The following is a 23,571-nucleotide window of genomic DNA, read 5'->3' on the forward strand; positions in this document are numbered from 1 at the left end:
AGTAGCAGTTAGCGTTTATCAGGATAACGCTGACGAATTTTCTCAATAGCGTCCAGGTTGTCCAGCATTAGCCCGACCAGTTCGGGGTCAAAAAATTTACCGCTGTGCTGCAATAAATAATCCGCAGCCGATTCCATACACTGTGCTTCGCGGTAACTTCGGTCCGTGCGAATGGCGTCGTATTGGCTGGTAATGGCCAGAATACGCGCATTAATATTAATATCTTGCCCGCGTTTTTGCGACGGAAAGCCAGTGCCATCCCAGCGCTCATGAATATCCTGGGCAACCTGTGCAGCTATATGGGCAATCTCAGTGTCCGTCTGGCTAAGATAATCGTGGCCCTTAATCACTTTTTGCATGATCTCTTCGTAATCATGAATAGTCAGCGCATCGGCTCGCTGAGCTAACTCCATTTGAACCGATACTTTGCCGATATCATAGACAGAAGATGCCAGCTTTAACTTCTCTGCATCATCAATGGTGGCGCCGGTTAATATCGCCAACTGACCAGCCATTTCGGCTGACCGTTTAACGTGATGACTAATATGCTCAACCGAGTGTTTGTCGATGGCTTCACCGACGGAGTACAGCAACTCGCGTTGCTGTGCGCGTTCGATATCACGGCTGTGTAAATTATCGATAGCGATGGAGCTATTATTAACAAATAGGCCGAGCAGGTTTTGATCTAACTCAGAGAGTTCGCGAACACCTTTAATAAACAGCAGGTACTGACGCTCACCTTTGGTTTTGTAAAGCCCGTAATAGTTATTGTGGTGAATGCGAAACTCGACATGGTTGCTACTGTCCTGCAATTGTTGCACTAAGTGCCAGTCTATATCTTCTTCCACCGACTGGCCGATGGCGCGCTCGTAGTCACCGGTACCGCCAATTATTTCGAACAGGCTGCCACTTTCAGTTGCTGCCGTCAGGCCTTCTGTTTTGCTACTCTCGGCACGGCAATACATGGCGTCATCGGAGTGCGTGATTAAGGCAACCAGTTGTTCAAGAATGCCCTGACATAAGCCATGCATTGACTGCGCACTGAATACTTCGGCGGAGGCATTAATGACTTTTTCTAAACCACGTTTATTGCGTTCTATCGCATTTAAATCCCGAAACGCGCGCAGGCAGGAGTACATCAGGGTGACCAGCTTGCGGTAAGTTAGCTCGGTTTTCTCTTTGTAATCATCAATATCGTAGCGCGCAATGACATCTTCTTCAGGCGCTTGTCCGGGCTGCCCGGTGCGTAGCACGATGCGGATCAATTTGTTTTTTAAATCCTGGCGGATCCAGCGTGCCACTTCGAGTCCGGCGTGATCGGTTTCCATCACCACGTCGAGCAGGGTCATGGCAATATCATCGCGGTCACGCAAAAAAGCCTTGGCTTCGCTACCGGAGTAGACCGAGTTAAATTGCAGCCGGCGACCGTCCAGTTTAAAGTCGCTCAGCGCCATTTTAGTGATAGTGTGAATTTCCTCATCGTCATCGACGATGAGGATTTGAAAGGGCTCTTCGTCTTCCGTGACCTCAACTTCTGGTTCGTCTTCAGAAAACAGAAAGTCGTCATTCATGGCTGTTTATCTCCGTCAGCGTTTATCACATCGTTATTTAGTGTAGACGTTGTTGCCACCAATATACGTCTGTTCGACCTCTATTTTCCACAAATCGCTGCTATCAATAGCAAAAGGGTCGCGGTCGACAATAATAAAGTCAGCCCATTTACCGGGCTCTAACGAACCTAAATCCTGCTCTTGCCATGCCGCATAGGCTGCATCGATAGTAAAGGCACGTAATGCTTGCTCGGTTGACATGGCCTCTTCCGAATACCAGCCGCCCTGGGGCTGATTTTGACGATCCTGGCGTGTGACTGCGGCGTGCAAACCATAAAACGGATTGGCAAGTTCGACCGGGAAGTCGGAGCCTGCCGCAATCATGGTGCCCTGGTCCAGCAGTGTTTGCCAGGCATAAGCGCCTTGCATACGGTCTTTGCCGAGCCGGTCTTCTGCCATATTTTTGTCACTGGTAGCATGGGTCGGCTGCATCGAGGCAATGATATTGAGCTCTTTAAAGCGCTTTAGGTCGTCCGGGTGCACAACTTGTGAGTGTTCGATACGGTTACGCAAGTTTCTGCCGCCAATACTGGCAAATTTGTCTTCAAATGCATCCAGTGCTATCCGGTTAGCCCGGTCACCAATGGCATGCGTATTGATCTGAAAGCCGTGCGGAATAATTAGCTCATAAAGGGCGTCGATATTTTCCGGCGAGGTAACCAGTAAACCATGATTGTCATGATCATCACTATAGGGTTCGATCAGTGCTGCACCACGACTGCCCAATGCCCCGTCGGCATAGATTTTTACGCTGCGAATGGTCAATTTGTCGTCGTTGGTGGTAAACGGACCTTCGGCCAGTAGCTGTGGTAACTGTGGTTCTGTTGCCGCTATCATGGCGTAAATACGCAACGGCAGTTGGCCCTGGTGTTGTAAGCCTTTGTATATAGAGAGGTCGGTCGCGGGTACTCCTGCATCGTGCACACTGGTAATGCCGAGAGCAAGCAGGTGGTCGAAAGCCAGCTTAAATGCTTGCCGTTTATCTTCTGCACTGGGTTCAGGAATAATGTTTTCCACTAATCCCATGGCGTTGTCGATTAATATCCCGGTTGGATTGCCTTGTGCATCTTTGACGATTTCACCGCCGTCAGGCGCTACCGTGCCAGCGTCAATACCGGCCATTTGCAATGCTTTTTGGTTAGCCCAGCCGGCATGACCGTCAACTCGGGTAAGATAAACGGGGCGGTCATTGACGACTTCGTCAAGTTGACTGGCGTTGGGGAATTCACGACTTGGCCATTGCTCCTGGTTCCATCCGCGTCCGGTAATCCAGGATAAATTCGGCTGCTGTTTAGCGTAGTCGCCGACCAGGCCGACTGCATCATTAACCGAATCAGCATCGCGCAAATCGACCTGCAACAAACTCATCCCTAAGCCCAGCACGTGACCGTGGGCATCAGTCAACCCCGGCAATACGGTTTTGCCGTTTAGGTCGACTTGCTCAAAATCAGGGTATTTGTCGGCTAGCTCGTGGCCTCCCATCGCTAATACCCGGCCATTCTGTACAACCAGTGTATTAAACTGAGTTAGCACCGCATCTTGACCGGCCGGACTGGTAAGCGTGTAGCCATTGGCATCGGTATAAACCGTTTGTGCCAGGACTGACGTACTAGAGAAAGATAACAACGCACCGATAAACGCAAACGCTGTAACTTTTGACGGTATTAGTTTTGTTAGCATACGAACCTCTGCATGATAGTTTTGCAGTCACTATAAAACGGATAAGCCTAAATTAATATCCAGAGATGTTATTACAAGTTGTTATTTTTTTTAACGTTTACAGTGAATTTGTTCGATTTATTGGTCTTGATACTTGCTCAAAAAGCGAATTAAGGTATGCTAAAAGTTAGACTGGCTGTCGCAAGATTTGGGAATTCAACATGAAAATATTGATCATTGACTCGTCGTTTTTTATGCGTGCGGGACTTATACAAGTATTAACGAATTATGCGACGCAACCGTCAATTTTTGAGGCGGATTCATTTAGTGTTGCAGAAACCTATCTTAATGCCGACGAATTTAATCTGATTTTTATCGAGATGGATCTGCCAGACGAAGAAATTCGACCGGCGTTACAACGTTTGAAACGGCTTGCTCCGCGTGCTCATTTGGTACTTTTTACCAAGGCTCGTGCGATGAGTGATGTGCGCCAGGTGATGTCAGCCGGCATTCGCAGCTTTTTACCAAAGGACTCCAGCGCTGAGCAGGCAAAACTGGCAGTTAAGAGCTTGTTAAACGGTGACCGCTATCTTCCCGATGATCCATCGCTTAACGAACCGCGTCAGCGCACCAGTGGTGCTGAAACGTTTTTGTCACCCCGCCAACTGGAGATTATGCAGTTGTTGGCTCAGGGGTTGTCGAATAAGGAAATCGCCAATATTTTGGGTATTACCGAGGGCACTATTCGTGTGCATCTGTCGGCGATCTTTAAAGCGATTAAAGTGTCTAACCGCACCGAGGCAACGCTTTGGTATTTGTTACGGCAAAAGAAGTTGGTTGATTAAATCGGCCTGATGGGTAAGCCATGAGTCTGGAAAAATTATTTGAACAGCTTGAGTCGACCCAGCACGCACCTACCGAAAAGTGGGACCCACCCTACTGCGGCGAAATACCTCTGCGCATAAAAGCCAACGGTGACTGGGAGTACCAAGGCAGTAAAATTAACCGTCAACGCTTGGTCAATTTGTTCGCCTCGGTACTGACACGAGAAAATGAAGACTATTTTTTAGTAACGCCGGTCGAAAAGGTAAAAATCCAGGTTGATGACGCTCCGTTTATTGTTACTGAATGGCAGCAGGTCGAATCGTCTGGTGAAAAGGCAATTCAGGTTGTCACAAACATCGGGGAGCGATATATTCTTTGTGAGCGAACCCCGTTAAAAATTTATGACGACGTTCCATATGTTTGCCTGCCCAGAGGTATGACCGCAAAAGTTCATCGAAATGTGTACTATCAATGGGCACAACAAGCTGAGTTAACGGCTGACAATCAATTTGTTATTAGCAGTGCGGGCCAGCTGTTTTCGCTTGGTCAGGCCTAATAGAGTAGGAAAACGCGGTCAGGTATGATGACCAGCCCTCAAGTCATATATTTATGCGAACAGAATAATGAACGGCGTCAGCGATTTGAGACCGTGTTAACCTTTATTGGTGAGCGAGTCACTGTGCTGCCGGCGATTGACGAGCTGGCTAATCATGATGACGTGCTTTGTGTTATTGCCGGTTCAGGGGTAAATGACTTAAGCGAGAATGCCAAAAGCAAGCCGGCTATTCCTTTTATCGCCGCTGCAGAGAGCCATCAGCCAGCTCTTAATCGCGCTAATGTTATTGGTCCCATCGATGCTAATGTTGATTATCAGGAATTGTCACGCTGGTTGCATTATTGTCACTCTTACCACCGTAACCTTGCCGAACGCCATGGCTCGCAGAATCATAAAACCGGCAAACTGGAGTCACTGCTAATAGGCCAGGGCAGTGCAATTCAGAGTATTCGCAAGATGATTGCGCAGGTCGCCAGTAGCGACGCCAATGTTTTGGTTTTGGGTGAGTCCGGCACCGGTAAAGAAGTGGTAGCGCGCGGAATTCATAGCCTCTCTAACCGTAAAGATGGTCCTTTTGTGCCGGTCAACTGTGGCGCGATACCCGCTGACTTACTCGAAAGTGAACTATTCGGACACGAAAAGGGCGCATTTACGGGCGCAATTGGCACTCGTAAAGGGCGATTTGAGTTAGCCCAGGGCGGCACATTATTCCTCGACGAAATTGGCGACATGCCGTTAGCCATGCAGGTAAAATTACTGCGCGTATTGCAGGAACGCACCTTTGAGCGGGTTGGTGGTGCAAAAAGTATTAAAGCCGACGTACGCGTTGTTGCTGCAACCCATCGACAACTTGAGTCGATGATTAACGAAGGCAAATTCCGCGAGGACTTATTCTATCGGTTAAATGTATTCCCCATCGATGTACCGGCATTGCGTGAGCGCCAGGAAGACGTGCCGTTATTGTTGCAAGAGCTGACCGCGCGCTTTAAAAAAGAGCGCGGAGTCGGTGTGCGGTTTACCGATAAGGCATTGGAGTCGTTGTCATTGCATCGCTGGCCCGGTAACGTTCGTGAGCTGAGTAATTTAATTGAACGGTTAACCATCATGCATCCCGATCAATTAGTGGATGTCAGTGACCTGCCGCCAAAGTATCAACATATTGACCACCCCCGGGTAGAGCCTGAGTATCCTGACGAACTGCTTGAGCGCGAGGCGCTTAACTCCATTTTTGCCGATGACGACGAGGAGTTGGACACGGATACAACGGCGCTTAACTCTGAGTTACCAGATGACGGCGTTAACCTAAAAGACATGCTGAGTGAGCTGGAAACAGCCATGATAAAGCAGGCGCTGGATAAAGCTGATGGTGTGGTCGCAAAAGCAGCTGAATTATTAGGGATGCGGCGGACAACGCTGGTCGAGAAAATGAAAAAATACCAAATAAAGTAACCTCGTGTTACAGGTAGCCGAAAAATTGACACCCCTGCCTTTAAATATTTGCAAGATAACCCATTGAAATAAAACAAAAAATATAGGCACAGTCTTTGCATAGTCTCTAGCATAGTTGCGCAGGCAAACAGAGAGAGAACTATGCAGGATCACCGAATGCTGATCGATGCGATGCCCAATGGCGTTATTTTGGTCGATAGTGCGGGAACCGTAGAACATTGTAACCATAATGCGATCGCGTTAGTGGACGCGCCACTGGTGGGGCGTTTATGGCGTGATTGTGTTGCTGAGTACTTCAAACCCCAGGCCGATGACTGGCACGAAGTGTCGTTGCACAATAGTCGTCGCGTTAAAGTCGATATTTCGGCTATTCCTGACCAGTCAGGGCAGTTAGTGGTGTTGACTGACTTGACTGAAACGCGTCGCCTACAACAAAAAATTAGCCATCTACAACGCTTGTCATCGATGGGGCGAATGGTTGCTTCTCTGGCGCATCAAATCAGAACACCGCTTTCTGCAGCCTTACTTTATGCCCAAAACCTGGCAACCCCGAACCTTGACCACAACCGCCAGCAGCGCTTTTCGGATAAGCTACTATCCCGACTTAAATCACTTGAACAGCAAGTCAATGACATGCTGTTGTTTGCAAAAAGCGGTGACCAGCAAGTTCTGGAACCGTTGTCATCGGCAACCTTAATCGACTCAGTTGTGCAGTCGGTCAGTCCCTACGCGCAAGCAAAAAAGGTTAGGTTAAGCGTGCAAAACAACGCTGACGACGCGATCTTAAAAGGCAACTTAACCGCGCTTAGTGGAGCGATTCAGAATCTGTTAACCAATGCGATTGATGTCACGGACAAAGGCCAGGTGGTAACGGTGTCAACCGATTACAGCGCCAATGATTGGTGCTGTACGGTAAGCGATACCGGCTCCGGCATTCCTGCAGAAATCCAGTCGCAGTTATTCACGCCTTTTGTTACCAGCAAGCCAAACGGTACCGGACTCGGTCTGGCGGTGGTTAATACCGTAGTAAAAGCCCACCAGGGCCAGTTGAATTGGCAAACCGAGGCTGGCCAGGGAACCGAGTTCAGTATTCGTCTGCCGATTGAAGCCGTTCAATCTAAGCCACAGGAGATTTGTTATGGTTGATGCCCGTGTTTTGATTGTCGAGGATGATGCCGCACTGCGAGAGGCTATCGTTGATACGCTGGAATTGGCAGATTATTGCTGTATAGAAGCAGAATCAGGTGAAGATGCGCTGGTACAACTAAAATCGGCGCCGATAGATTTGATTATCAGCGACGTACAAATGCCGGGCATTGATGGCCTGCAGTTACTGCGTAGTTTGCGCAATCAAAACTATGATACGCCGGTGATCATGATGACTGCCTTCGCTAAAGTCGATGATGCCGTTATCGCAATGCGCGAGGGTGCGATTGATTACCTGAGTAAACCGTTTTCTACTGAAAAGCTGCTGCAACTGGTGCAACGACATTTGCCTTTGCAGGAGCACGAAGTCAGCAGTGTCGTTGCTGAAGATCCCAGTAGTTTAGCCTTGTTAGAAATGGCCAAAAAAGTGGCGGCGACTGACGCGACAGTCATGATTACGGGGCCCAGCGGTACTGGCAAAGAGGTGTTGGCGCGTTATATTCATGAACAGTCAGCACGGCAAGCCGCGCCTTTTGTTGCGATTAATTGCGCTGCAATCCCGGAAAACATGCTGGAATCACTTCTGTTTGGCTACGAAAAAGGCGCATTTACCGGAGCTAGTCAGGCGACGCCGGGTAAATTCGAACTGGCGCAGGGCGGCACCTTGTTGCTGGACGAAATTACAGAAATGGATATTAACCTGCAGGCCAAGTTATTGCGGGTACTGCAAGAAAGGCAGGTAGAGCGCCTGGGGGCGCGCAAAGCGATCAATCTGGATGTTCGGGTTATCGCGACCTCTAACCGTGATTTGCAGCAAGCGGTAAAAGCAGGCCAGTTCCGTGAAGATTTGATGTATCGGCTGAATGTTTTCCCGCTGCAGTGGAAAGCCCTGGCTGAGCGCCCCGGCGACATCGTGCCAATTGCTAATGCGTTATTACAACGCCACAAACAACGGTTGGGAATTAAGCAGCCGGTACATTACGGCCGCGCGGCAGAAAATGCACTGATGAGCTATAGCTGGCCGGGTAATATTCGTGAACTGGAAAACGTCATCCAGCGCGCGTTGGTATTACAGAACGGTGGCGAAATACAGCCTGCTGATCTGATGTTAGAGCTGGAGCAACAGTCGGTATTTCCCGAGCAAGTTGAATCAGTCGAGCCTGCAGTGGCCGCTGAGAGCGCTGAAGGACTGGGCGAATCGATGTTTTATCGTGAATACCAGATCATAAAAAAGGCATTGCAAAAGCACCAAGGTAAGCGCAAACCGGTGGCTGATGAATTGGGCATCTCGCCAAGAACACTGCGCTACAAGTTAGCCAAAATTCGTGAAAATGGGCTGGCTATTTAGTCCTCTGTAAACTTCCTTAGATTAACTGATTTAGTTGGCATCAACTTTGCATTAATACCGTTAGAAGAACCATCTGTGGAATTTTTGACGGAGAATATTATGAAAGTCGATGCCAACGCAGCCTACCAACAATGGCAAGCTTTATCGGGCGTAAATGCAAGCCAGGATAAGGCAGCAAACGTCAACGCTTTGCCGGGTAACAACGCCCAAGCCGACTTTTCTAACATGCTTAAAAATGCCATTGATAACGTCAATGAACTACAGCAAACGTCCGGGGACTTAAAAACTCGGATGGAGTTGGGTGACCCCAATGTCACGCTCGAGCAAACCATGATCGCCAGTCAAAAATCCAGCATTGCGTTCGAAGCAACTGTTCAGGTACGGAACAAAGTTGTGGAAGCGTATAAAGAAATCATGTCAATGCCGGTTTAACCGAGCGACTAAGGGAGTTAAATCGTGGCTGAATCTACAGACCTGATGGTAACCGAACCAAACATCAACAATGCCAACGACGGTGCAGAAAGCAACGACAAAAAGTCGGGCTTTATGGACATGGTCGGTAATTTTGACATGCTGCGCCAAGTGGTGGTGGTGCTGGCCTTGGCAATTTGTGTTGCAATTGCCGTATTCATCATGCTGTGGGCGCAAGAATCGACTTACCGTCCGCTGGGTAAGCTGCAAACCGAACAGTTGGTCAGCACGCTGGACTATCTTGACGCAAACGGTATCGAATATCAGGTATCAGGTAACACGGTTTCAGTGCCCGAAGAAAAGTACGACCAAATAAAGCTAGAGTTAACTCGTGCTGGTGTTGACTATGGTCAAACGGAAAGTAACGGCTCAGAAATTTTGATGAGTGAGCCGGGTTTTGGTGTCAGTCAACGATTGGAGCGTGAACGTCTAATACATTCTCGGGAAGTTCAACTGGCGCGTGCCATTGAGGAAATGAAGTCGGTTTCAGCCGCACGTGTCTTGTTGGCTGTGCCCAAGGAAAATGTATTTGCTCGTCGGGAGAAGCAACCCAAAGCCTCTGTTATGTTAAATGTGCGTGGCAACCAATCAATGAGCGAAGAAGAAGTCGCTTCGATTGTGGATATGGTGGCATCATCTGTTACCGGGTTGCAAACCGAACATGTAACGGTTACCGATCAAAATGGCCGTTTATTAAATTCAGGCTCTCAAAGCGCGTTGGCAGCACAGAGTAGCCGTGAATATCAATTGGAATTAAAACGCGAACAAGAGCTACGCCAGAAAATTGACAGTATCTTGATCCCCGTGCTCGGTTATGACAACTATACCGCGCAGGTGGATGTCACTATGGACTTCACCCGTAAAGAGACAACTCAGCGTCAATATAACCCTGATATGCCAGCAATTCGCAGCGAAATGACGGTAGAAAACCGCTCTTCCGGTAGCGCCATTGGCGGCATCCCCGGTGCTTTAAGTAACCAGCCGCCGATGGAATCTGATATTCCTGAAGAGGCGACCGGTGGTGCGAGTAGCCGCGACGCTAATGGCAGTATGCATCGCGAAGCGACGCGTAATTATGAGTTGGACAACACCGTAAGCTACACCCAAAGTCAGACCGGTGTTATCGATCGCTTAAGTGTATCGGTTGCGGTCAATCACAATAATGCTCAGAATGCGGAAGGGGAGCCAGTTCAGGAACCGCGTTCGGCGGCAGAGCTGGACAACATCCGTCGCTTGCTTCAAGGCGGCCTGGGTTTTAGCTTATCGCGCGGCGATACGTTGGAAGTTGTTTCAGTACCTTTTGCGCAATTACCTGACTTAGGTGCAGGCGAGCAAGCGCTGTGGGATCAACCATGGTTCTGGCGAGCTTTCCGCCTGGTCATGGGCGCATTGGTAATCATTGTGCTGATTATGGCGGTGGTTCGTCCTATGCTTAAGAAACTGATGAACCCAACTCAGGAATTCGAGGATGACGCACACGCCCTGATGGATGATGACGAACATATGGGCGATGAGACCATTGATTTGCTATCCTCACAGTTTGACGAAAACTCGGTGGGCTTTGGCCCTGACGGTAGCCTACAGCTGCCAGACTTACACAAAGATGAAGACTTGCTGAAAGCCGTGCGTGCACTGGTTGCAAACGAGCCAGAACTGTCTTCTCAAGTTGTTAAGGCGTGGTTAAATGAAGATGCCTAGTACAGATTTACAAACTACAAAACGCGAATCAAACTTCGATGTTGATACGTTGGAAGGGGTAGAAAAGGCCGCTATTTTGCTGCTGAGCCTCTCCGAAGAAGACGCTGCACAAATCCTGAAGCACTTAGAGCCAAAACAGGTTCAAAAAGTGGGGATGGCAATGTCCAGTTTGCAGGATTTTAACCAAGACAAGGTTAATGCGGTTCATAACCTGTTTCTGGAAGAAATCCAGAAATTCACCAACATCGGCTTCAAGAGCGAAGAGTTTGTGCGCAAAGCTCTTACCTCTGCGCTGGGTGAAGACAAAGCAGGCAATCTCATTGAACAGATTGTCATGGGTGGCGGTTCGAAAGGCCTTGATTCACTTAAATGGATGGACTCTAAGCAGGTCGCAACGATTATTCGTAATGAGCACCCGCAAATACAAACTATCGTCATGTCATATTTGGACGCTGATCAGAGTGCCGAAATTATGTCGCAGTTCCCGGAAAAAGTGCGTCTTGATCTTATGATGCGCATCGCCAACCTGGAAGAAGTCCAGCCGGCGGCATTGCAGGAATTGAACGAGATTATGGAGAAACAGTTTGCTGGTCAGGCTGGTGCACAGGCAGCGAAGATGGGCGGCCTGAAAGCTGCTGCAGATATCATGAACTACCTGGATACCAATATCGAAGGTCAGTTGATGGATGCCATCCGCGAGCAAGACGAAGAAATGAGTCAGCAAATTCAGGACCTGATGTTCGTATTCGAAAACTTAGTTGAAGTGGACGACCGCGGTATCCAGAGCTTGCTGCGTGAAGTCGAAGGCGATGTTTTACAAAAAGCACTGAAAGGTGCAGATGAAAATGTTAAAGAAAAAATCTTTAAAAATATGTCCAAACGCGCAGGCGAAATGCTTAAAGATGATTTAGAAGCGATGGGTCCTGTACGTATAAGTGACGTAGAAGCGGCGCAAAAAGACATTCTTGCTGTTGCACGTCGTCTTGCCGACGCCGGTGAAATTATGCTCGGTGGCGGCGGTAGTGACGAATTCTTGTAAACAAGACCTATAACTGAGGTAATGAAACACTATGAGTGACGGTCAGGGCTCGACAGAAAAGTGGCAGTTTCCGGATATTACCTCGGAAGAGTTTCTGCAAGGCGAGAAGACCAACGCGCTGAATAAGCCCAGACGTTGGCAGTACGAGCCGCCTGAAGCAGATGAAGAAGAGCAGGAGTTGCAACCGCTGACGGCAGAAGAGCTTGAAGAAATTCGTGCTGCTGCTCGCGAAGAGGGGTTTAAAGAGGGCTACAACCAGGGGCATGCAGAGGGCAAAGAGGCAGGCCACGAGGAAGGTATTAAATCAGGTCAGGAAGAAGGGTTTAGTAAAGGCTTTGAACAAGGTTTGGCTGACGGCAAAGCGAAAATGGAAACGCAGGCAGTTGCATTGAATAATGTGCTCGACAGCCTGAGCTATCCGGACCGTAAACTGACGACTGATGTACGAAATGAACTGATCGAGATGGTGATGGAGCTTGCCCGCGCAATTTGTCTAGATGCGCCTTATCACCAGCCCGAAATTGTGCAACAAGCCGTTCGCGAGGCGCTCGAAGTGTTGCCGGTGACCGATCAAAAGGTTGTTATTCATTTAAACTCTGATGATCTTGAGCTAATCCAGCAGTTGTATTCCGAGGACGATCTTAAACAACATGGCTGGTTACTGAGTAAAGATGATTTACTTGAGCGCGGTGGGTGTCGTGTTACAACCGAAAGCTCGACGGTAGACCATACCTTGGCAAGCCGCATTAACAGTGTGTTCGAGAAGCTAAAAGGCTAACCATGTCTGAACCCATCATTGCAGGATTGAAAAAAGCACGTAAACGTATCCACAAACCGCAGGTGTTGGTATCCGGCTACTTAACGCGTGTGGTCGGGCTGATGTTCGAAGCTGTTGGTGTACGTGCTCCCATTGGCTCCAGTTGTTCGGTCGAGTCAGCCAATGGTGATATCGAAGCAGAAGTGGTTGGTTTCGAGAACAATATCAGCTATTTGATGCCGACTCAGGATGCTGACGGTGTCGTACCGGGCGCAAGAGTAAAACCGCGGTCGGCTAAAACAGCTATTCCCTTTGGCATGGAGTTATTGGGGCGCGTTATTGATGCCCGGGGTAACCCATTGGATGATCGTGGTCCGATCCATGCTGATCAACAACAACGCTATCGAAGTCAACGAGTTAACCCCTTAAACAGACGTCCGGTTAAACAACCATTGGATGTGGGGGTTACCGCAATCAATGCCTGTTTGACAGTTGGACAAGGACAGCGGATGGGATTATTTGCCGGTAGTGGTGTGGGCAAAAGTGTGTTGTTAGGGATGATGACAAGGGGTACCGATGCAGACGTTATTGTCGTCGGCCTGATTGGTGAGCGGGGCCGCGAGGTCAAAGAATTTATTCAGGAAATTCTTGGCGAAGAGGGTTTGGAGAAGTCAGTGGTTGTCGCCGCGCCCGCTGATCAGTCACCGTTAATTCGCTTGCGTGGCTGCGAAACAGCAGCAGAAATAGCCGAGTATTTTCGTGACCAGGGTCTAAACGTGTTGCTGTTAATGGATTCGTTAACACGCTATGCCATGGCACAGCGTGAGATAGCATTGGCAGTTGGCGAGCCGCCGGCAACTAAAGGTTACCCACCGTCAGTATTCGCCAAATTACCGGCGCTGGTCGAGCGGGCTGGTAACGGGGGCGACGGACAAGGCTCAGTTACCGCCTTTTATACAGTGTTAACCGAGGGTGATGATCTTCAGGATCCTATTGCGGACTCGTCGCGGGCTATTTTGGATGGTCACATTGTGTTAAGTCGTGAACTTGCTGACTCGGGTCATTATCCGGCCATTGATATTGAGGCCTCGATTAGTCGGGTTATGCCGCAAGTGGTATCCGATGAGCATATGAAGCAAGCAGTTCAGGTTAGAAAATGGTACTCCAACTTCCGTCGCAACCGCGACCTCATTGCGATTGGCGCTTACAGTAAGGGCTCAGATCCTGCTATTGATCAGGCCATTGCGATGCAACCACGAGTCGAAAAATTTTTGCAGCAACCGATGCGGCAGGTGGTTAGCTATGACGAAAGCTTGCTGTTACTGCAACAAGTGATTAACCCGCAGCAACGTTAACAGGAATTACCATGGCTGATTTGAAGCAAATGCAGATGTTGCTGGAACTGGAACAACGTCGTGAAGACGAAGCCGCTGGTAACTATGCGCAGGTACAGCAACAGGTTAATGACGAAAAAATGCGTTTGGAAGGGTTGTCACAATATCGGCTGGACTACTTGACCCAACTGCAACAGCGGGGTAACCAAGGCATTGTTTCGCAGCAATTCGGACAGTACCACGCTTTTGTTGGCAAGCTTGATGAGGGTGTTGAGCAACTCCATCACTCGGTCATCAGGCTGCAAAAGGTAGCCGACCAGCGTAAGCAACAATGGTTAGCACAACGCCGTAAAAAAGAGTCAATCCAACACTTGATTACCGAACAGCAAAAACGTGAAGCTACGGCTAGAGCAAGAAAAGAGCAAAAAAATCTGGATGACTTTTCTAGTCAGAGGTTTATCCGTGAAGCAAAAAGACGAGCACGGAAGTTAAGTTCACCGTAAATGATGGAATAGTTGGCACAGCAATTGCTTGCTTTAAACCACTGAGTCATCATTTAACCTTGTAAAAAGAGACGGCGTCATGCAACAACTGTTATCACTTAATGGTCAATCAGAACTCTTTACTAAGCTTGCTGATGAAGTCTCGCTTTCATCGGGGCAATCGGCAGCTAAAGAAGGCTCGACAGAATTTTCACGTGCCCTGTTAGCAGGGCTGGACGCCGTTCAAAAGGAAATTGCTGCGACTACGACCAAGGCAAAAGGTGAGCAAAGCGAACAGCGTATGCAAAGAATTGCCTTTGATGACGAGGTGGTTGGTGAGCCTGTTGAAAGCCCTATGCTGGAGATGCTCGAAGAAATGCGGGCATTGCTGCAGCCAGGTAAAACAGAAGCTGATGCAGAGAGCGACGCTGAGCTTGAATCAATCACGGTGGGGGATGGCTCAACCGATATCGAGCTGATGCCCGGTACTAACACTGAAAATGAATCAGACAGCGATGCGGCTATCAGCAAACTATCGGATATTATCGCTAAGTTAGGTACCAATAAATTAACGGACGAACAGCGGCAAAACCTTGCCGAGGAGCTCAGTAACGGCTTATCAGAAAGCGAGAAAGAAGCTTTAATGGCCTTAGACACTGACGCGCTTACTGCAGCATCAGACGAACAGTACGCGTTGCTGCAAAAACTGCAGAGTGTCAGCGAATTGGCGGAGTTGGCTATACAGTCAACACAGCAAAAACAAGCGGATACCGCTATCGCACCGTTAGACAACGAGGCGCAGCAGTGGCTGCGTGAGCAATTACAGCAGCTGCAACAGACTGCGCAGTCGCAAAACAATCAGGTTAGTGATGAGGGTGAGTCCGGCAATATATTGCAGTTACTGCAACAAAAAGTGAGCGCTGCTAAAGAGCTGGATCAACAGCAAAAACAACAGTTACAACAATGGTTAACTGCGGCGGACACTAAGTTAGCGGTAGCCGCGGAAGGTCAGCAACAAGCGTCACAAGAGCTCAAATCATTACAGTGGGTACAGGATTTACAAAAACTGCTGGCCGATGGCCAACGCGAAACGACTAGTCGTGCGCGTGTAGCTGAGGCAGCTGCGCTCAGTGAGCAGCGCCAGGTTACAGATAGACAGGCCAATGCTGAACGATTTGCGGAGGCGTTGTCACGGCAGGAGAAAAGTAGTGATGGTCAACGTCGACCCATCCTGAGTGCAACAGAAATCGAAACGACGGAGCAGAAAGTGGCTAACGCTGCTACTGACGCGGACGGTAAAACAAAGCCACGCGACGAGCTAAGCGGACTGGCTGAGTTGGGTAGTAAAGTTAAGCCATCAGCGCCGCAGCAAGATGGCGCGAGTGTGGCTCAGCTGTTGGAAGGGGCAACCAAAGCTGCGCCGGTAACCGCATCGGACACAGCGACCAGTTTTAGTGAAAACCTTATTAACCAACAAACAGCGTCGGTGTCTACGCAAAGCGGAACGGTAAAAGCATCTGAGCTATCATCAACACTACAAAGTACGATGCAGGCCGTGCAGAAACCGTTAGATCCGCAGCAGTCGGAAGCTTCACAGAAATTGCAGGAACGTATTAACATCATGTTGAGCAAGAATATTCAACGTGCTGATATTCGCCTGGATCCGCCTGAGTTGGGTCAACTGAACGTGCGCATTAATATGAACGCGGAACAAGCCACCGTGCAGTTTCAGGTGCAATCAGCGCAGGCACGTGATGCAGTAGAACAAGCCCTGCCACGGTTAAGAGAAATGCTGGAACAACAGGGCGTTGCGTTGGCTGACACCGATGTTCAGGAGCAGCAACAGCAAATGGCGGGCGACGCTGAACAGCAGCAAGGTGGCGGTAGTCGCGCAGATGCATCGACTGAAACGACCAGTGAACACGAGATTTTATTAAACGAAGGACGACCACTGGCAGCCGGTGGTGTGGATTTCTATGTTTAAGCACTGCAATGACGGTTACAATCGCGATATAGTGTGACGATATCAACAACCATTAACCGTATTGTGTATGGTTGCATAGAGGAAAAGTTATGGCAGACGAAAACGAAGAACAGCAGGAACAGCAAGCCGACGGCGGCGCTAAAAAGAAAAAGCTGCTGTTGTTTGGTGGTCTGGGTGCAGGCGTAATCATCATTATTGCCGTTGTTGTGTGGCTGTTTACCGGCGACGGGGATACTACCGCAACAGCCACTGACAGTAGCAACGTGGTAGAGGCTGATACAAGCGAGGCGCCTCAGGTTGGAAACGCATTATATGTAGGCATGCCCCGGCCGTTTGTTTTTATTGTACCGGGCGACGCGCGCGAGCGTACGGTGCAGATAAAAGTACAGTTAATGGTGCGAGGCGAAGACAACGAAGAGTTGACTAAACGCCACATCCCTTTAATTGAGGGCACCCTACACCAGGTATTTAGTTCATCAACTGCGGAAGAGCTAAAAACCGTCGAAGGTAAAGAGAAGTTACGCGAACTTGCTTTGCGGGAAGTGCAATCGGCATTGGAAAAAGTGGCCGGTAAAGGACTCGTAGAGCAAGTGTTATTCACCAGCATGGTCATGCAATAACAGAGCGAATTAGATTGTGAGCGATTTATTATCACAAGACGAAATTGATGCGCTACTGCACGGCGTTGATGACGTAGAGGAAGAGGATACGGAATCCTCCGCGAGCGCCTCCGAGGCGCTCGACTACGACTTCTCGTCACAGGACCGTATTGTGCGTGGGCGCATGCCGACGCTGGAAATTGTCAATGAGCGTTTTGCACGACACATGCGCGTTAGTTTGTTTAACATGATGCGCCGCACCGCCGAGGTGTCGATAAACGGCGTTCAAATGCTGAAGTTCGGCGAATACGTGCATACGCTTTTTGTACCAACCAGTTTAAATATGGTGCGTTTCAGACCGCTAAAAGGTACAGCTTTGATTACCATGGAAGCCCGCCTGGTTTTTATTTTGGTGGATAACTTTTTTGGTGGCGACGGGCGTTATCACGCAAAAATCGAAGGGCGTGAATTTACGCCGACAGAGCGTCGTATTATTCAGATGCTACTCAAGCTCATATTTGAAGATTATAAAGAAGCCTGGGCGCCGGTGATGGATGTTGGCTTTGAGTATCTTGACTCAGAAGTTAACCCGGCTATGGCAAACATCGTGTCGCCGACTGAGGTTATCGTCATTAGTTCGTTCCATATCGAGCTTGACGGCGGTGGCGGTGATTTTCATATTGCGCTGCCATACTCGATGCTGGAGCCGATTAGAGAGTTGCTGGACGCCGGTGTGCAGTCGGATAAAGAAGACACCGACATGCGCTGGAGTAAAGCGTTGCGGGATGAAATTATGGATGTGCCGGTAGAAATGATTGCTAAGCTGGCCAATCTTGATTTGTCGCTGCGCGAGGTTATGGACTTGCAAGCCGGTGATATTATTCCTTTAGAAGTACCGGATAATTTAACCGTATTGATCGAAGATTTGCCGACGTTCCATGCCAAGCTGGGTCGCTCGCGCGAGAATGTCGCGCTGAAAATTACCGACAAAATTAAACGTCCGGAAACGGTTAAATCAGATATCCATATGTTAACTCGCGGTGGACGTCGTATTGGCGGCGATGCAGAGCTACGCCAGCTAGAAGAAGACATTGACCTGTAAATTGTATTTGTAACAGCTTGCGCTGATGAATGAGGTTACCAAATGAGTAATGATGATAAAGATATGGACGACTGGGAAGCAGCAATGGCTGAGCAGGCCGCTGCCGAAGACGGTGAGTCAGAAGGTGAGTCAAAAAGCCAAGGCGCAAGTCACTCGGGTATGGAAGGCGTGCAGACAGCCGAGCTTGAAGAGTTAAATGAAGACACCGATGTCAGTGATGACGACAAGCGCAAACTTGATGCGATACTGGATATTCCGGTCACCATTTCGATGGAAGTTGGCCGCAGCCAGATAAGCATTCGTAACTTGTTGCAGCTGAATCAGGGCTCGGTGGTTGAGCTTGAACGTGTTGCCGGTGAACCGTTGGACGTGTTAGTTAATGGAACGCTGATAGCGCATGGCGAAGTGGTCGTTGTTAATGATAAATTTGGGATTCGCTTAACTGATGTTATTAGCCAAATCGAGCGTATACGCAAGCTGCGTTAGCGCGGTGCTTGGGCTGCTCAGCTTTAGTGCGGCCGCGCAGCAGACCGAAACAAGTTCGCCAATTGGCGGAGCCGACATAGGCGCCATGTTATTGGCGCTTATTGTCGTTTTAGCGGTTATCGTTGGCTTGGCAATGATCGCGAAACGGTTTAACTTAAGAATACAAAGCAATGCCGACATGAAAGTGCTAAGCGCAATGTCGCTGGGTACCAAAGAGCGTTTAATGATTGTCGAAGTTGCGGGCAAAAAGCTGTTATTGGGAGTTACTGCAGAACGCATTGAGTGTTTGAAGGAGCTTCCTGACTCGGTCGAATTAAAAGGACAACAAAAACCATGAACCGGGGACTTATACTGCTGTTAGTTGGCTTATTGCTGTTGGTTCCTGATAGCGCCTTTGCAATTCAGGATATTAGTGCAGTTACGGTAAAGACCAACCCTGATGGCTCCGAGGAGTACTCGGTAACACTGCAAATCCTTGCCATCATGACGGCGCTGACCTTTATCCCGGCGATGGTCATCATGATGACCTCGTTTACCCGGATTATCGTGGTGCTAGCGATACTGAGGCAGGCGATTGGTTTGCAGCAATCACCGTCAAACCAGATCTTAATCGGTATTTCGTTGTTTTTGACCTTTTTTATCATGAGCCCGGTGTTAAACGAGATAAATGATAAGGCTTTGCAGCCCTATCTTGATGAGCAAGTGACCTCAATGGAAGCGCTGGATAGAGCTAAGGCGCCGGTGAAAGCGTTTATGCTGTCGCAAACTCGTTTGACCGATTTAGAAACCTTTATCGATATCTCCGGCGAAGAGAACATTGCTGAACCTGATGATGTTCCGATGTCAATTTTGATTCCGTCATTTATCACCTCCGAGCTGAAAACGGCGTTCCAGATAGGGTTTATGATTTTTATTCCCTTTTTAATTATCGACTTGGTAGTGGCTAGTGTGTTGATGGCGATGGGTATGATGATGCTATCACCCATGATTGTCTCATTACCCTTTAAATTAATGCTGTTTGTACTGGTTGATGGCTGGAGTTTAACCATGAGCACCCTCGCGGGTAGCTTTGGGGTTTAGGAGGGCTTATGAGTCCTGAAGTGTTCCTGGATGTATTTTCTGAAGCGCTAAAAGTCATTGTCATAATGGTTGCTTTTATCATTGTGCCGGGCTTGTTAGTAGGCTTGGTGGTAGCCGTATTCCAGGCCGCCACATCAATTAACGAACAAACTTTAAGTTTTTTGCCACGCTTGCTGGTTACGCTTGCTGTGATTGGTCTGGGCGGGCACTTTTTAACCGAGATGGTAATGGATTTTACCATCGAAATGTATAACCGAATTCCTGAAGTTGTTGGCTAATGGATCTGGTAACCGCAACGGTTATTGGCTGGCTGGAACAACACCTATGGCCGCTAACCCGCGTCTCTTCAATGCTGATGAGTATGGCGCTGTTTTCCGGCACGTTGATCAATCCACGCATTAAAACCTTGTTGTCGCTCGCTATTATTTTTGCCGTAGCGCCGGCGTTGCCCGAGATCAATACGCCCTACGAGATGATGTCAGTGGGCGGCTTTGTGGTGACTGCACAGCAAATAGTGATTGGCGTGGGCCTGGGTTTACTGTCGGTTATATTCCTGCAAACCTTTGTCTTAGGTGGTCAAATTATCGCCATGCAAATTGGTTTGGGTTTTGCCTCAATGGTCGATCCTTCTAACGGCCAACAAGTTCCCGTGGTGGCGCAGTTCTTCCTGATGTTAGCAAGTTTAATATTTTTAGCCCTGGACGGCCATTTACTGATGATTCAGATGGTTGTGGCTAGTTTTGATTCCGTTCCAGTCGGTTTTAGTGGCTTAGATGCTGATGCTTTTAAAATGATCGCCGACTGGGGCAGTTACATGTTTTCCACGGCATTAACCGCCATGTTATCGGGAATAATCGCGCTACTGTTAATCAACCTGAGTTTTGGTGTAATGACGCGTGCGGCACCGCAACTGAATATTTTTGCCATTGGCTTCCCCATTACTATGGTTAGTGGGCTGGTGGTTATGTGGCTAACTCTGGGCGGCTTTATTTATCATTTCGAAAATCAGTGGGCTCGGGTCGTACAGACCATGTGTGAACTGATTGGCAGCCAGTGCTAAGGGGGTAGGCAGTGGCTGAAACGGATCAGGAACGCACAGAAGACCCCACAGAGAAACGAAAACAGCAGGCCCGCGAAAAGGGCCAGGTAGCCCGTTCTAAAGAAATGGGAACGGCGTTTGTTTTAGTGAGCGCAGCGGTTGCCTTTATGTGGTTTGGCGGCGCTTTATTTGATGGCCTGCGCTCGGTATTTCAACAATTTTTTGTACTGGATAGAGCGCAGGCGTTTGATACCAGCAAGATGTTTGAGGCGTTTGCTATCGCATTTGGCGAAATTATTTGGCCGGTGCTGATTATTTTTGCGTTCATTACGGTTTTTACATTTTTCGGCAATAGCTGGTTGGGTGGGATTAATTTTGCCTGGAAGGCGATGGCACCTAAATTTTCGCGCATGAATCCGCTAAATGGTTTTAAGCGCATGTTTGGTGTGCAGGCGTTGGTGGAGCTGGTAAAAGGTATCGCCAAGTTTTTGGTAGTTGCCGTTAGCGCCTTTTTATTGCTGGCCTGGCAGCACGATAACATTTTACAAATATCCATGGGTCAGATGCCCAATATGATGGCGAATGCGTTGGATATCTTGCTATGGATGTTTTTGCTGATGTGCTGCTCAATCTTTTTGATTGTGGTTATTGATGCACCATTTCAGCTCTGGAAGCATCAAAAAGACTTAAAAATGACCAAGCAAGAGGTCAAGGACGAACATAAGGACAGCGAGGGTAGCCCCGAAGTTAAAGGCCGTATCCGTCGTTTACAAATGGAAATGGCCAATCGCCGCATGATGCAGGAAGTGCCAAAAGCAGATGTCGTCGTTACTAACCCGACCCATTATGCGGTAGCCATTAAATATGACGATAAAGGCGGAAAAGCCCCGGTACTGTTGGCTAAGGGAACAGACGAAACGGCGGCGAAAATCCGTGAAATTGCATTAGAATATGATATTCCGCTGGTGCAATCACCCGCGCTGGCGCGCTCTGTTTACCACACCACCGAACTCGAGCAGGAAATTCCGCAAGGGCTGTTTGTTGCTGTAGCGCAGGTGCTTGCCTATGTTTACCAGTTAAAAATGCACCGCAAAGGTAAAGCTAAGCGACCGAATAAACCGGCTTCTGATTTACCCATACCTGATGACCTGAAGTATTAGTTGTTGCTGTAAACTTGCCTGCTGTTTGCGCAACTTAAGCAGCTGCTATATTATTCGCCTCCATTATTTTACTGAATTAGCGGAAAGTCGTTATGTCGCAGCTGTCGATTTGTTTAGCACAATTAGATTTTACGGTGGGTGCCATCGACGGCAACACGGCCGTCATTTTAAAAACCATACGCGAACAAAGTGCTGCGCACGATATTATTGTTTTTCCTGAGTTGGCTATAACTGGCTATCCACCGGAAGACTTACTATTGCGCGAGGATCATCAGCGCGCTGTCGACAACGCGGTTGAGCAAATCAGCGCGGCGGCTTCTGACTGTGTGGTCATGGTCGGCCATCCAAGCCGCGTGGGTGAGCAACTGTTTAATTCGCTGTCGGTGTTGCACCGCGGCGAGTGTCTGCAGCGCTACCATAAACAGCGTTTACCCAATAACGGCGTTTTTGACGAGCAACGTTATTTTGTGCCGGGGCATAAATCGGAAGTGTTCGAGTGGCAGGGAAAACGAATTGGTTTAATGATCTGCGAAGATTTATGGCACCCGCAGCCGCTTCAACAACTGTTGGACGACGAGGTTGATGCGATCTTGTCGGTGAACGCGTCACCCTACCAAATTGATAAGCACCAACAGCGGCTTGGTGTTTTGCGACAGCGCGTTGCTGAAATTGGCAAACCATTCATTTATCTTAACAACTGCGGCGCCCAGGATGAGTTAATTTTTGATGGCCATTCGCTGGTGCTCAGTGCGGCCGGAGAATTGGTTGCCGAACTACCTCATTGTGAACCGGCTGTTGCGACGGTTTTTCTGGCTGATGAGCCTGTTTGCACGGACTTTAAACCACGCACGGCAGCGACAGAAGAACTGCAAACCGATATGAGTGAAGTTTATGATGCGCTGGTGCTGGCGCTGCGTGACTATGTTAATAAAAACGGCTTCAACAACGTGATTCTGGGTTTATCGGGAGGTATTGATTCGGCCTTAACCCTGGCTCTTGCAGTTGACGCACTTGGCGCGGAAAGAGTGCAGGCGGTGATGATGCCGTTTAAATATACTTCAAGTATGAGCCTTGAAGATGCTGAGCAGCAGGCAACCGATGCGGGCGTGCGTTATGACGTGGTACCGATTGAACCCATGTTTGATGCCTTTATGGGGCAGTTGCAACCGTTTTTTGAGAACACGGCGACTGATACGACAGAAGAGAACTTGCAGTCACGTTGTCGCGGCGTGTTGTTAATGGCGTTGTCGAACAAGTCCGGTGCGTTGGTGCTGACTACCGGTAATAAAAGTGAAGTCGCTGTCGGCTATGCCACGCTTTACGGTGATATGTGTGGCGGCTTTGCGCCAATCAAAGATGTGCCTAAACAATTGGTGTTCGAGCTGGCTAAGTTCCGCAATAGCCGTTCGCCGGCGATTCCGGAACGGGTTATTACGCGTCCCCCTTCAGCGGAATTGGCGCCTGATCAAGTAGACACCGATTCATTGCCGGACTATAGCGATTTAGATCGCATTCTGGCATTGTATGTAGAGCAGGACTGGTCATTGCCAGAAATTGTTGCAGCAGGTTTTGCTGAGGCGGACGTACGGCGGGTGGTTAAACTGGTCGATCTTAACGAGTATAAACGCCGTCAATCAGCTGTTGGACCTAAAATCACTTCGCGCAACTTCGGTAAAGATCGACGGTACCCAATAACCAGTCATTATCGCCACGAAATTCAGCGTCAATTGTAGACGGGAGCTGTTAA

The 23,571-nt window shown here is 48.8% G+C and carries 23 protein-coding genes; 21 read left to right on the forward strand and 2 right to left on the reverse strand.

The window, feature by feature from the left end; all coding sequences use genetic code 11:
• Positions 1–8: 8 nt before the first annotated feature.
• Both KZ771_RS00405 and KZ771_RS00410 read right to left on the reverse strand, forming a co-directional pair.
• Positions 9–1,571 (reverse strand): response regulator, encoded by a 1,563-nt coding sequence (locus KZ771_RS00405; RefSeq protein ID WP_133540581.1) that lies wholly within the window; start codon positions 1,569–1,571, stop codon positions 9–11.
• Between the two features lie 33 nt (positions 1,572–1,604).
• Positions 1,605–3,290: an amidohydrolase gene (locus KZ771_RS00410; protein ID WP_133540580.1), complete on the reverse strand. Its 1,686-nt coding sequence runs from the start codon at positions 3,288–3,290 to the stop codon at positions 1,605–1,607.
• Positions 3,291–3,490: 200 nt separating this feature from the next.
• Here KZ771_RS00410 and KZ771_RS00415 point away from each other — a divergent pair, with 200 nt between their 5' ends.
• The 21 genes from KZ771_RS00415 (at position 3,491) to KZ771_RS00515 (ending at position 23,557) form a co-directional block, all read left to right on the forward strand.
• Positions 3,491–4,114: a response regulator transcription factor gene (locus KZ771_RS00415; protein ID WP_133540579.1), complete on the forward strand. Its 624-nt coding sequence runs from the start codon at positions 3,491–3,493 to the stop codon at positions 4,112–4,114.
• A 20-nt stretch (positions 4,115–4,134) separates the two neighbouring features.
• Entirely contained in the window at positions 4,135–4,650 is a 516-nt protein-coding gene (locus tag KZ771_RS00420; protein ID WP_133540578.1) for a DUF1285 domain-containing protein, read from the forward strand.
• Positions 4,651–4,677: 27 nt separating this feature from the next.
• Positions 4,678–6,099, forward strand: coding sequence for a sigma-54-dependent Fis family transcriptional regulator (locus KZ771_RS00425; RefSeq protein ID WP_290654872.1), 1,422 nt, complete (start codon positions 4,678–4,680; stop codon positions 6,097–6,099).
• Between the two features lie 141 nt (positions 6,100–6,240).
• Positions 6,241–7,245: a PAS domain-containing sensor histidine kinase gene (locus KZ771_RS00430; protein WP_290571821.1), complete on the forward strand. Its 1,005-nt coding sequence runs from the start codon at positions 6,241–6,243 to the stop codon at positions 7,243–7,245.
• The gene (locus KZ771_RS00435) at positions 7,238–8,593 is read left to right on the forward strand and encodes a sigma-54 dependent transcriptional regulator (RefSeq protein WP_290654047.1); all 1,356 of its coding nucleotides are present in this window, start codon (positions 7,238–7,240) and stop codon (positions 8,591–8,593) included. Before KZ771_RS00430 ends, KZ771_RS00435 begins: the two co-directional genes overlap by 8 nt.
• A 99-nt stretch (positions 8,594–8,692) precedes the next feature.
• Positions 8,693–9,025, forward strand: a complete 333-nt coding sequence (fliE, locus tag KZ771_RS00440) for a flagellar hook-basal body complex protein FliE (protein ID WP_133540575.1) — start codon at positions 8,693–8,695, stop codon at positions 9,023–9,025.
• A gap of 45 nt (positions 9,026–9,070) precedes the next feature.
• Entirely contained in the window at positions 9,071–10,762 is a 1,692-nt protein-coding gene (gene fliF, locus KZ771_RS00445; protein ID WP_290571855.1) for a flagellar basal-body MS-ring/collar protein FliF, read from the forward strand.
• Positions 10,755–11,801, forward strand: coding sequence for a flagellar motor switch protein FliG (fliG, locus tag KZ771_RS00450; protein WP_290654874.1), 1,047 nt, complete (start codon positions 10,755–10,757; stop codon positions 11,799–11,801). The genes fliF and fliG overlap by 8 nt, the downstream gene beginning before the upstream one ends.
• A gap of 31 nt (positions 11,802–11,832) precedes the next feature.
• The gene (gene fliH, locus KZ771_RS00455; RefSeq protein WP_290654048.1) at positions 11,833–12,579 is read left to right on the forward strand and encodes a flagellar assembly protein FliH; all 747 of its coding nucleotides are present in this window, start codon (positions 11,833–11,835) and stop codon (positions 12,577–12,579) included.
• Positions 12,580–12,581: 2 nt separating this feature from the next.
• On the forward strand, positions 12,582–13,913 hold the full coding sequence (gene fliI / locus KZ771_RS00460) for a flagellar protein export ATPase FliI (protein ID WP_290571813.1): 1,332 nt from the start codon (positions 12,582–12,584) through the stop codon (positions 13,911–13,913).
• Positions 13,914–13,924: 11 nt separating this feature from the next.
• Positions 13,925–14,395, forward strand: a complete 471-nt coding sequence (fliJ, locus tag KZ771_RS00465; RefSeq protein ID WP_290654049.1) for a flagellar export protein FliJ — start codon at positions 13,925–13,927, stop codon at positions 14,393–14,395.
• 79 nt (positions 14,396–14,474) lie between these two features.
• Positions 14,475–16,358, forward strand: coding sequence for a flagellar hook-length control protein FliK (locus KZ771_RS00470; protein WP_290654050.1), 1,884 nt, complete (start codon positions 14,475–14,477; stop codon positions 16,356–16,358).
• 89 nt (positions 16,359–16,447) lie between these two features.
• A complete protein-coding gene (gene fliL / locus KZ771_RS00475) occupies positions 16,448–16,978 on the forward strand; it encodes a flagellar basal body-associated protein FliL (protein ID WP_290654051.1) in 531 nt (176 codons plus the stop codon).
• A gap of 16 nt (positions 16,979–16,994) precedes the next feature.
• Positions 16,995–18,059, forward strand: a complete 1,065-nt coding sequence (gene fliM / locus KZ771_RS00480) for a flagellar motor switch protein FliM (protein ID WP_133540568.1) — start codon at positions 16,995–16,997, stop codon at positions 18,057–18,059.
• Between the two features lie 42 nt (positions 18,060–18,101).
• On the forward strand, positions 18,102–18,545 hold the full coding sequence (gene fliN / locus KZ771_RS00485; RefSeq protein WP_133540567.1) for a flagellar motor switch protein FliN: 444 nt from the start codon (positions 18,102–18,104) through the stop codon (positions 18,543–18,545).
• An 85-nt stretch (positions 18,546–18,630) separates the two neighbouring features.
• Positions 18,631–18,882 (forward strand): flagellar biosynthetic protein FliO, encoded by a 252-nt coding sequence (fliO, locus tag KZ771_RS00490; RefSeq protein WP_290654052.1) that lies wholly within the window; start codon positions 18,631–18,633, stop codon positions 18,880–18,882.
• Positions 18,879–19,625, forward strand: coding sequence for a flagellar type III secretion system pore protein FliP (gene fliP / locus KZ771_RS00495; protein WP_133540566.1), 747 nt, complete (start codon positions 18,879–18,881; stop codon positions 19,623–19,625). Before fliO ends, fliP begins: the two co-directional genes overlap by 4 nt.
• 8 nt (positions 19,626–19,633) lie before the next feature.
• On the forward strand, positions 19,634–19,903 hold the full coding sequence (gene fliQ / locus KZ771_RS00500) for a flagellar biosynthesis protein FliQ (protein ID WP_133540565.1): 270 nt from the start codon (positions 19,634–19,636) through the stop codon (positions 19,901–19,903).
• On the forward strand, positions 19,903–20,685 hold the full coding sequence (fliR, locus tag KZ771_RS00505; protein ID WP_133540564.1) for a flagellar biosynthetic protein FliR: 783 nt from the start codon (positions 19,903–19,905) through the stop codon (positions 20,683–20,685). Before fliQ ends, fliR begins: the two co-directional genes overlap by 1 nt.
• An 11-nt stretch (positions 20,686–20,696) precedes the next feature.
• Positions 20,697–21,824 carry a flagellar biosynthesis protein FlhB gene (flhB, locus tag KZ771_RS00510; protein ID WP_133540563.1) on the forward strand — a complete coding sequence of 376 codons (1,128 nt, stop codon included), beginning with the start codon at positions 20,697–20,699 and terminating at the stop codon, positions 21,822–21,824.
• 92 nt (positions 21,825–21,916) lie between these two features.
• Complete coding sequence (locus KZ771_RS00515) at positions 21,917–23,557, forward strand: NAD+ synthase (protein ID WP_290654053.1); 1,641 nt, start codon at positions 21,917–21,919, stop codon at positions 23,555–23,557.
• The last annotated feature ends 14 nt before the right edge of the window (positions 23,558–23,571 follow it).

This window comes from Idiomarina sp., from assembly GCF_019431395.1.
In the GTDB taxonomy this organism is placed as follows: Bacteria; Pseudomonadota; Gammaproteobacteria; order Enterobacterales; family Alteromonadaceae; genus Idiomarina.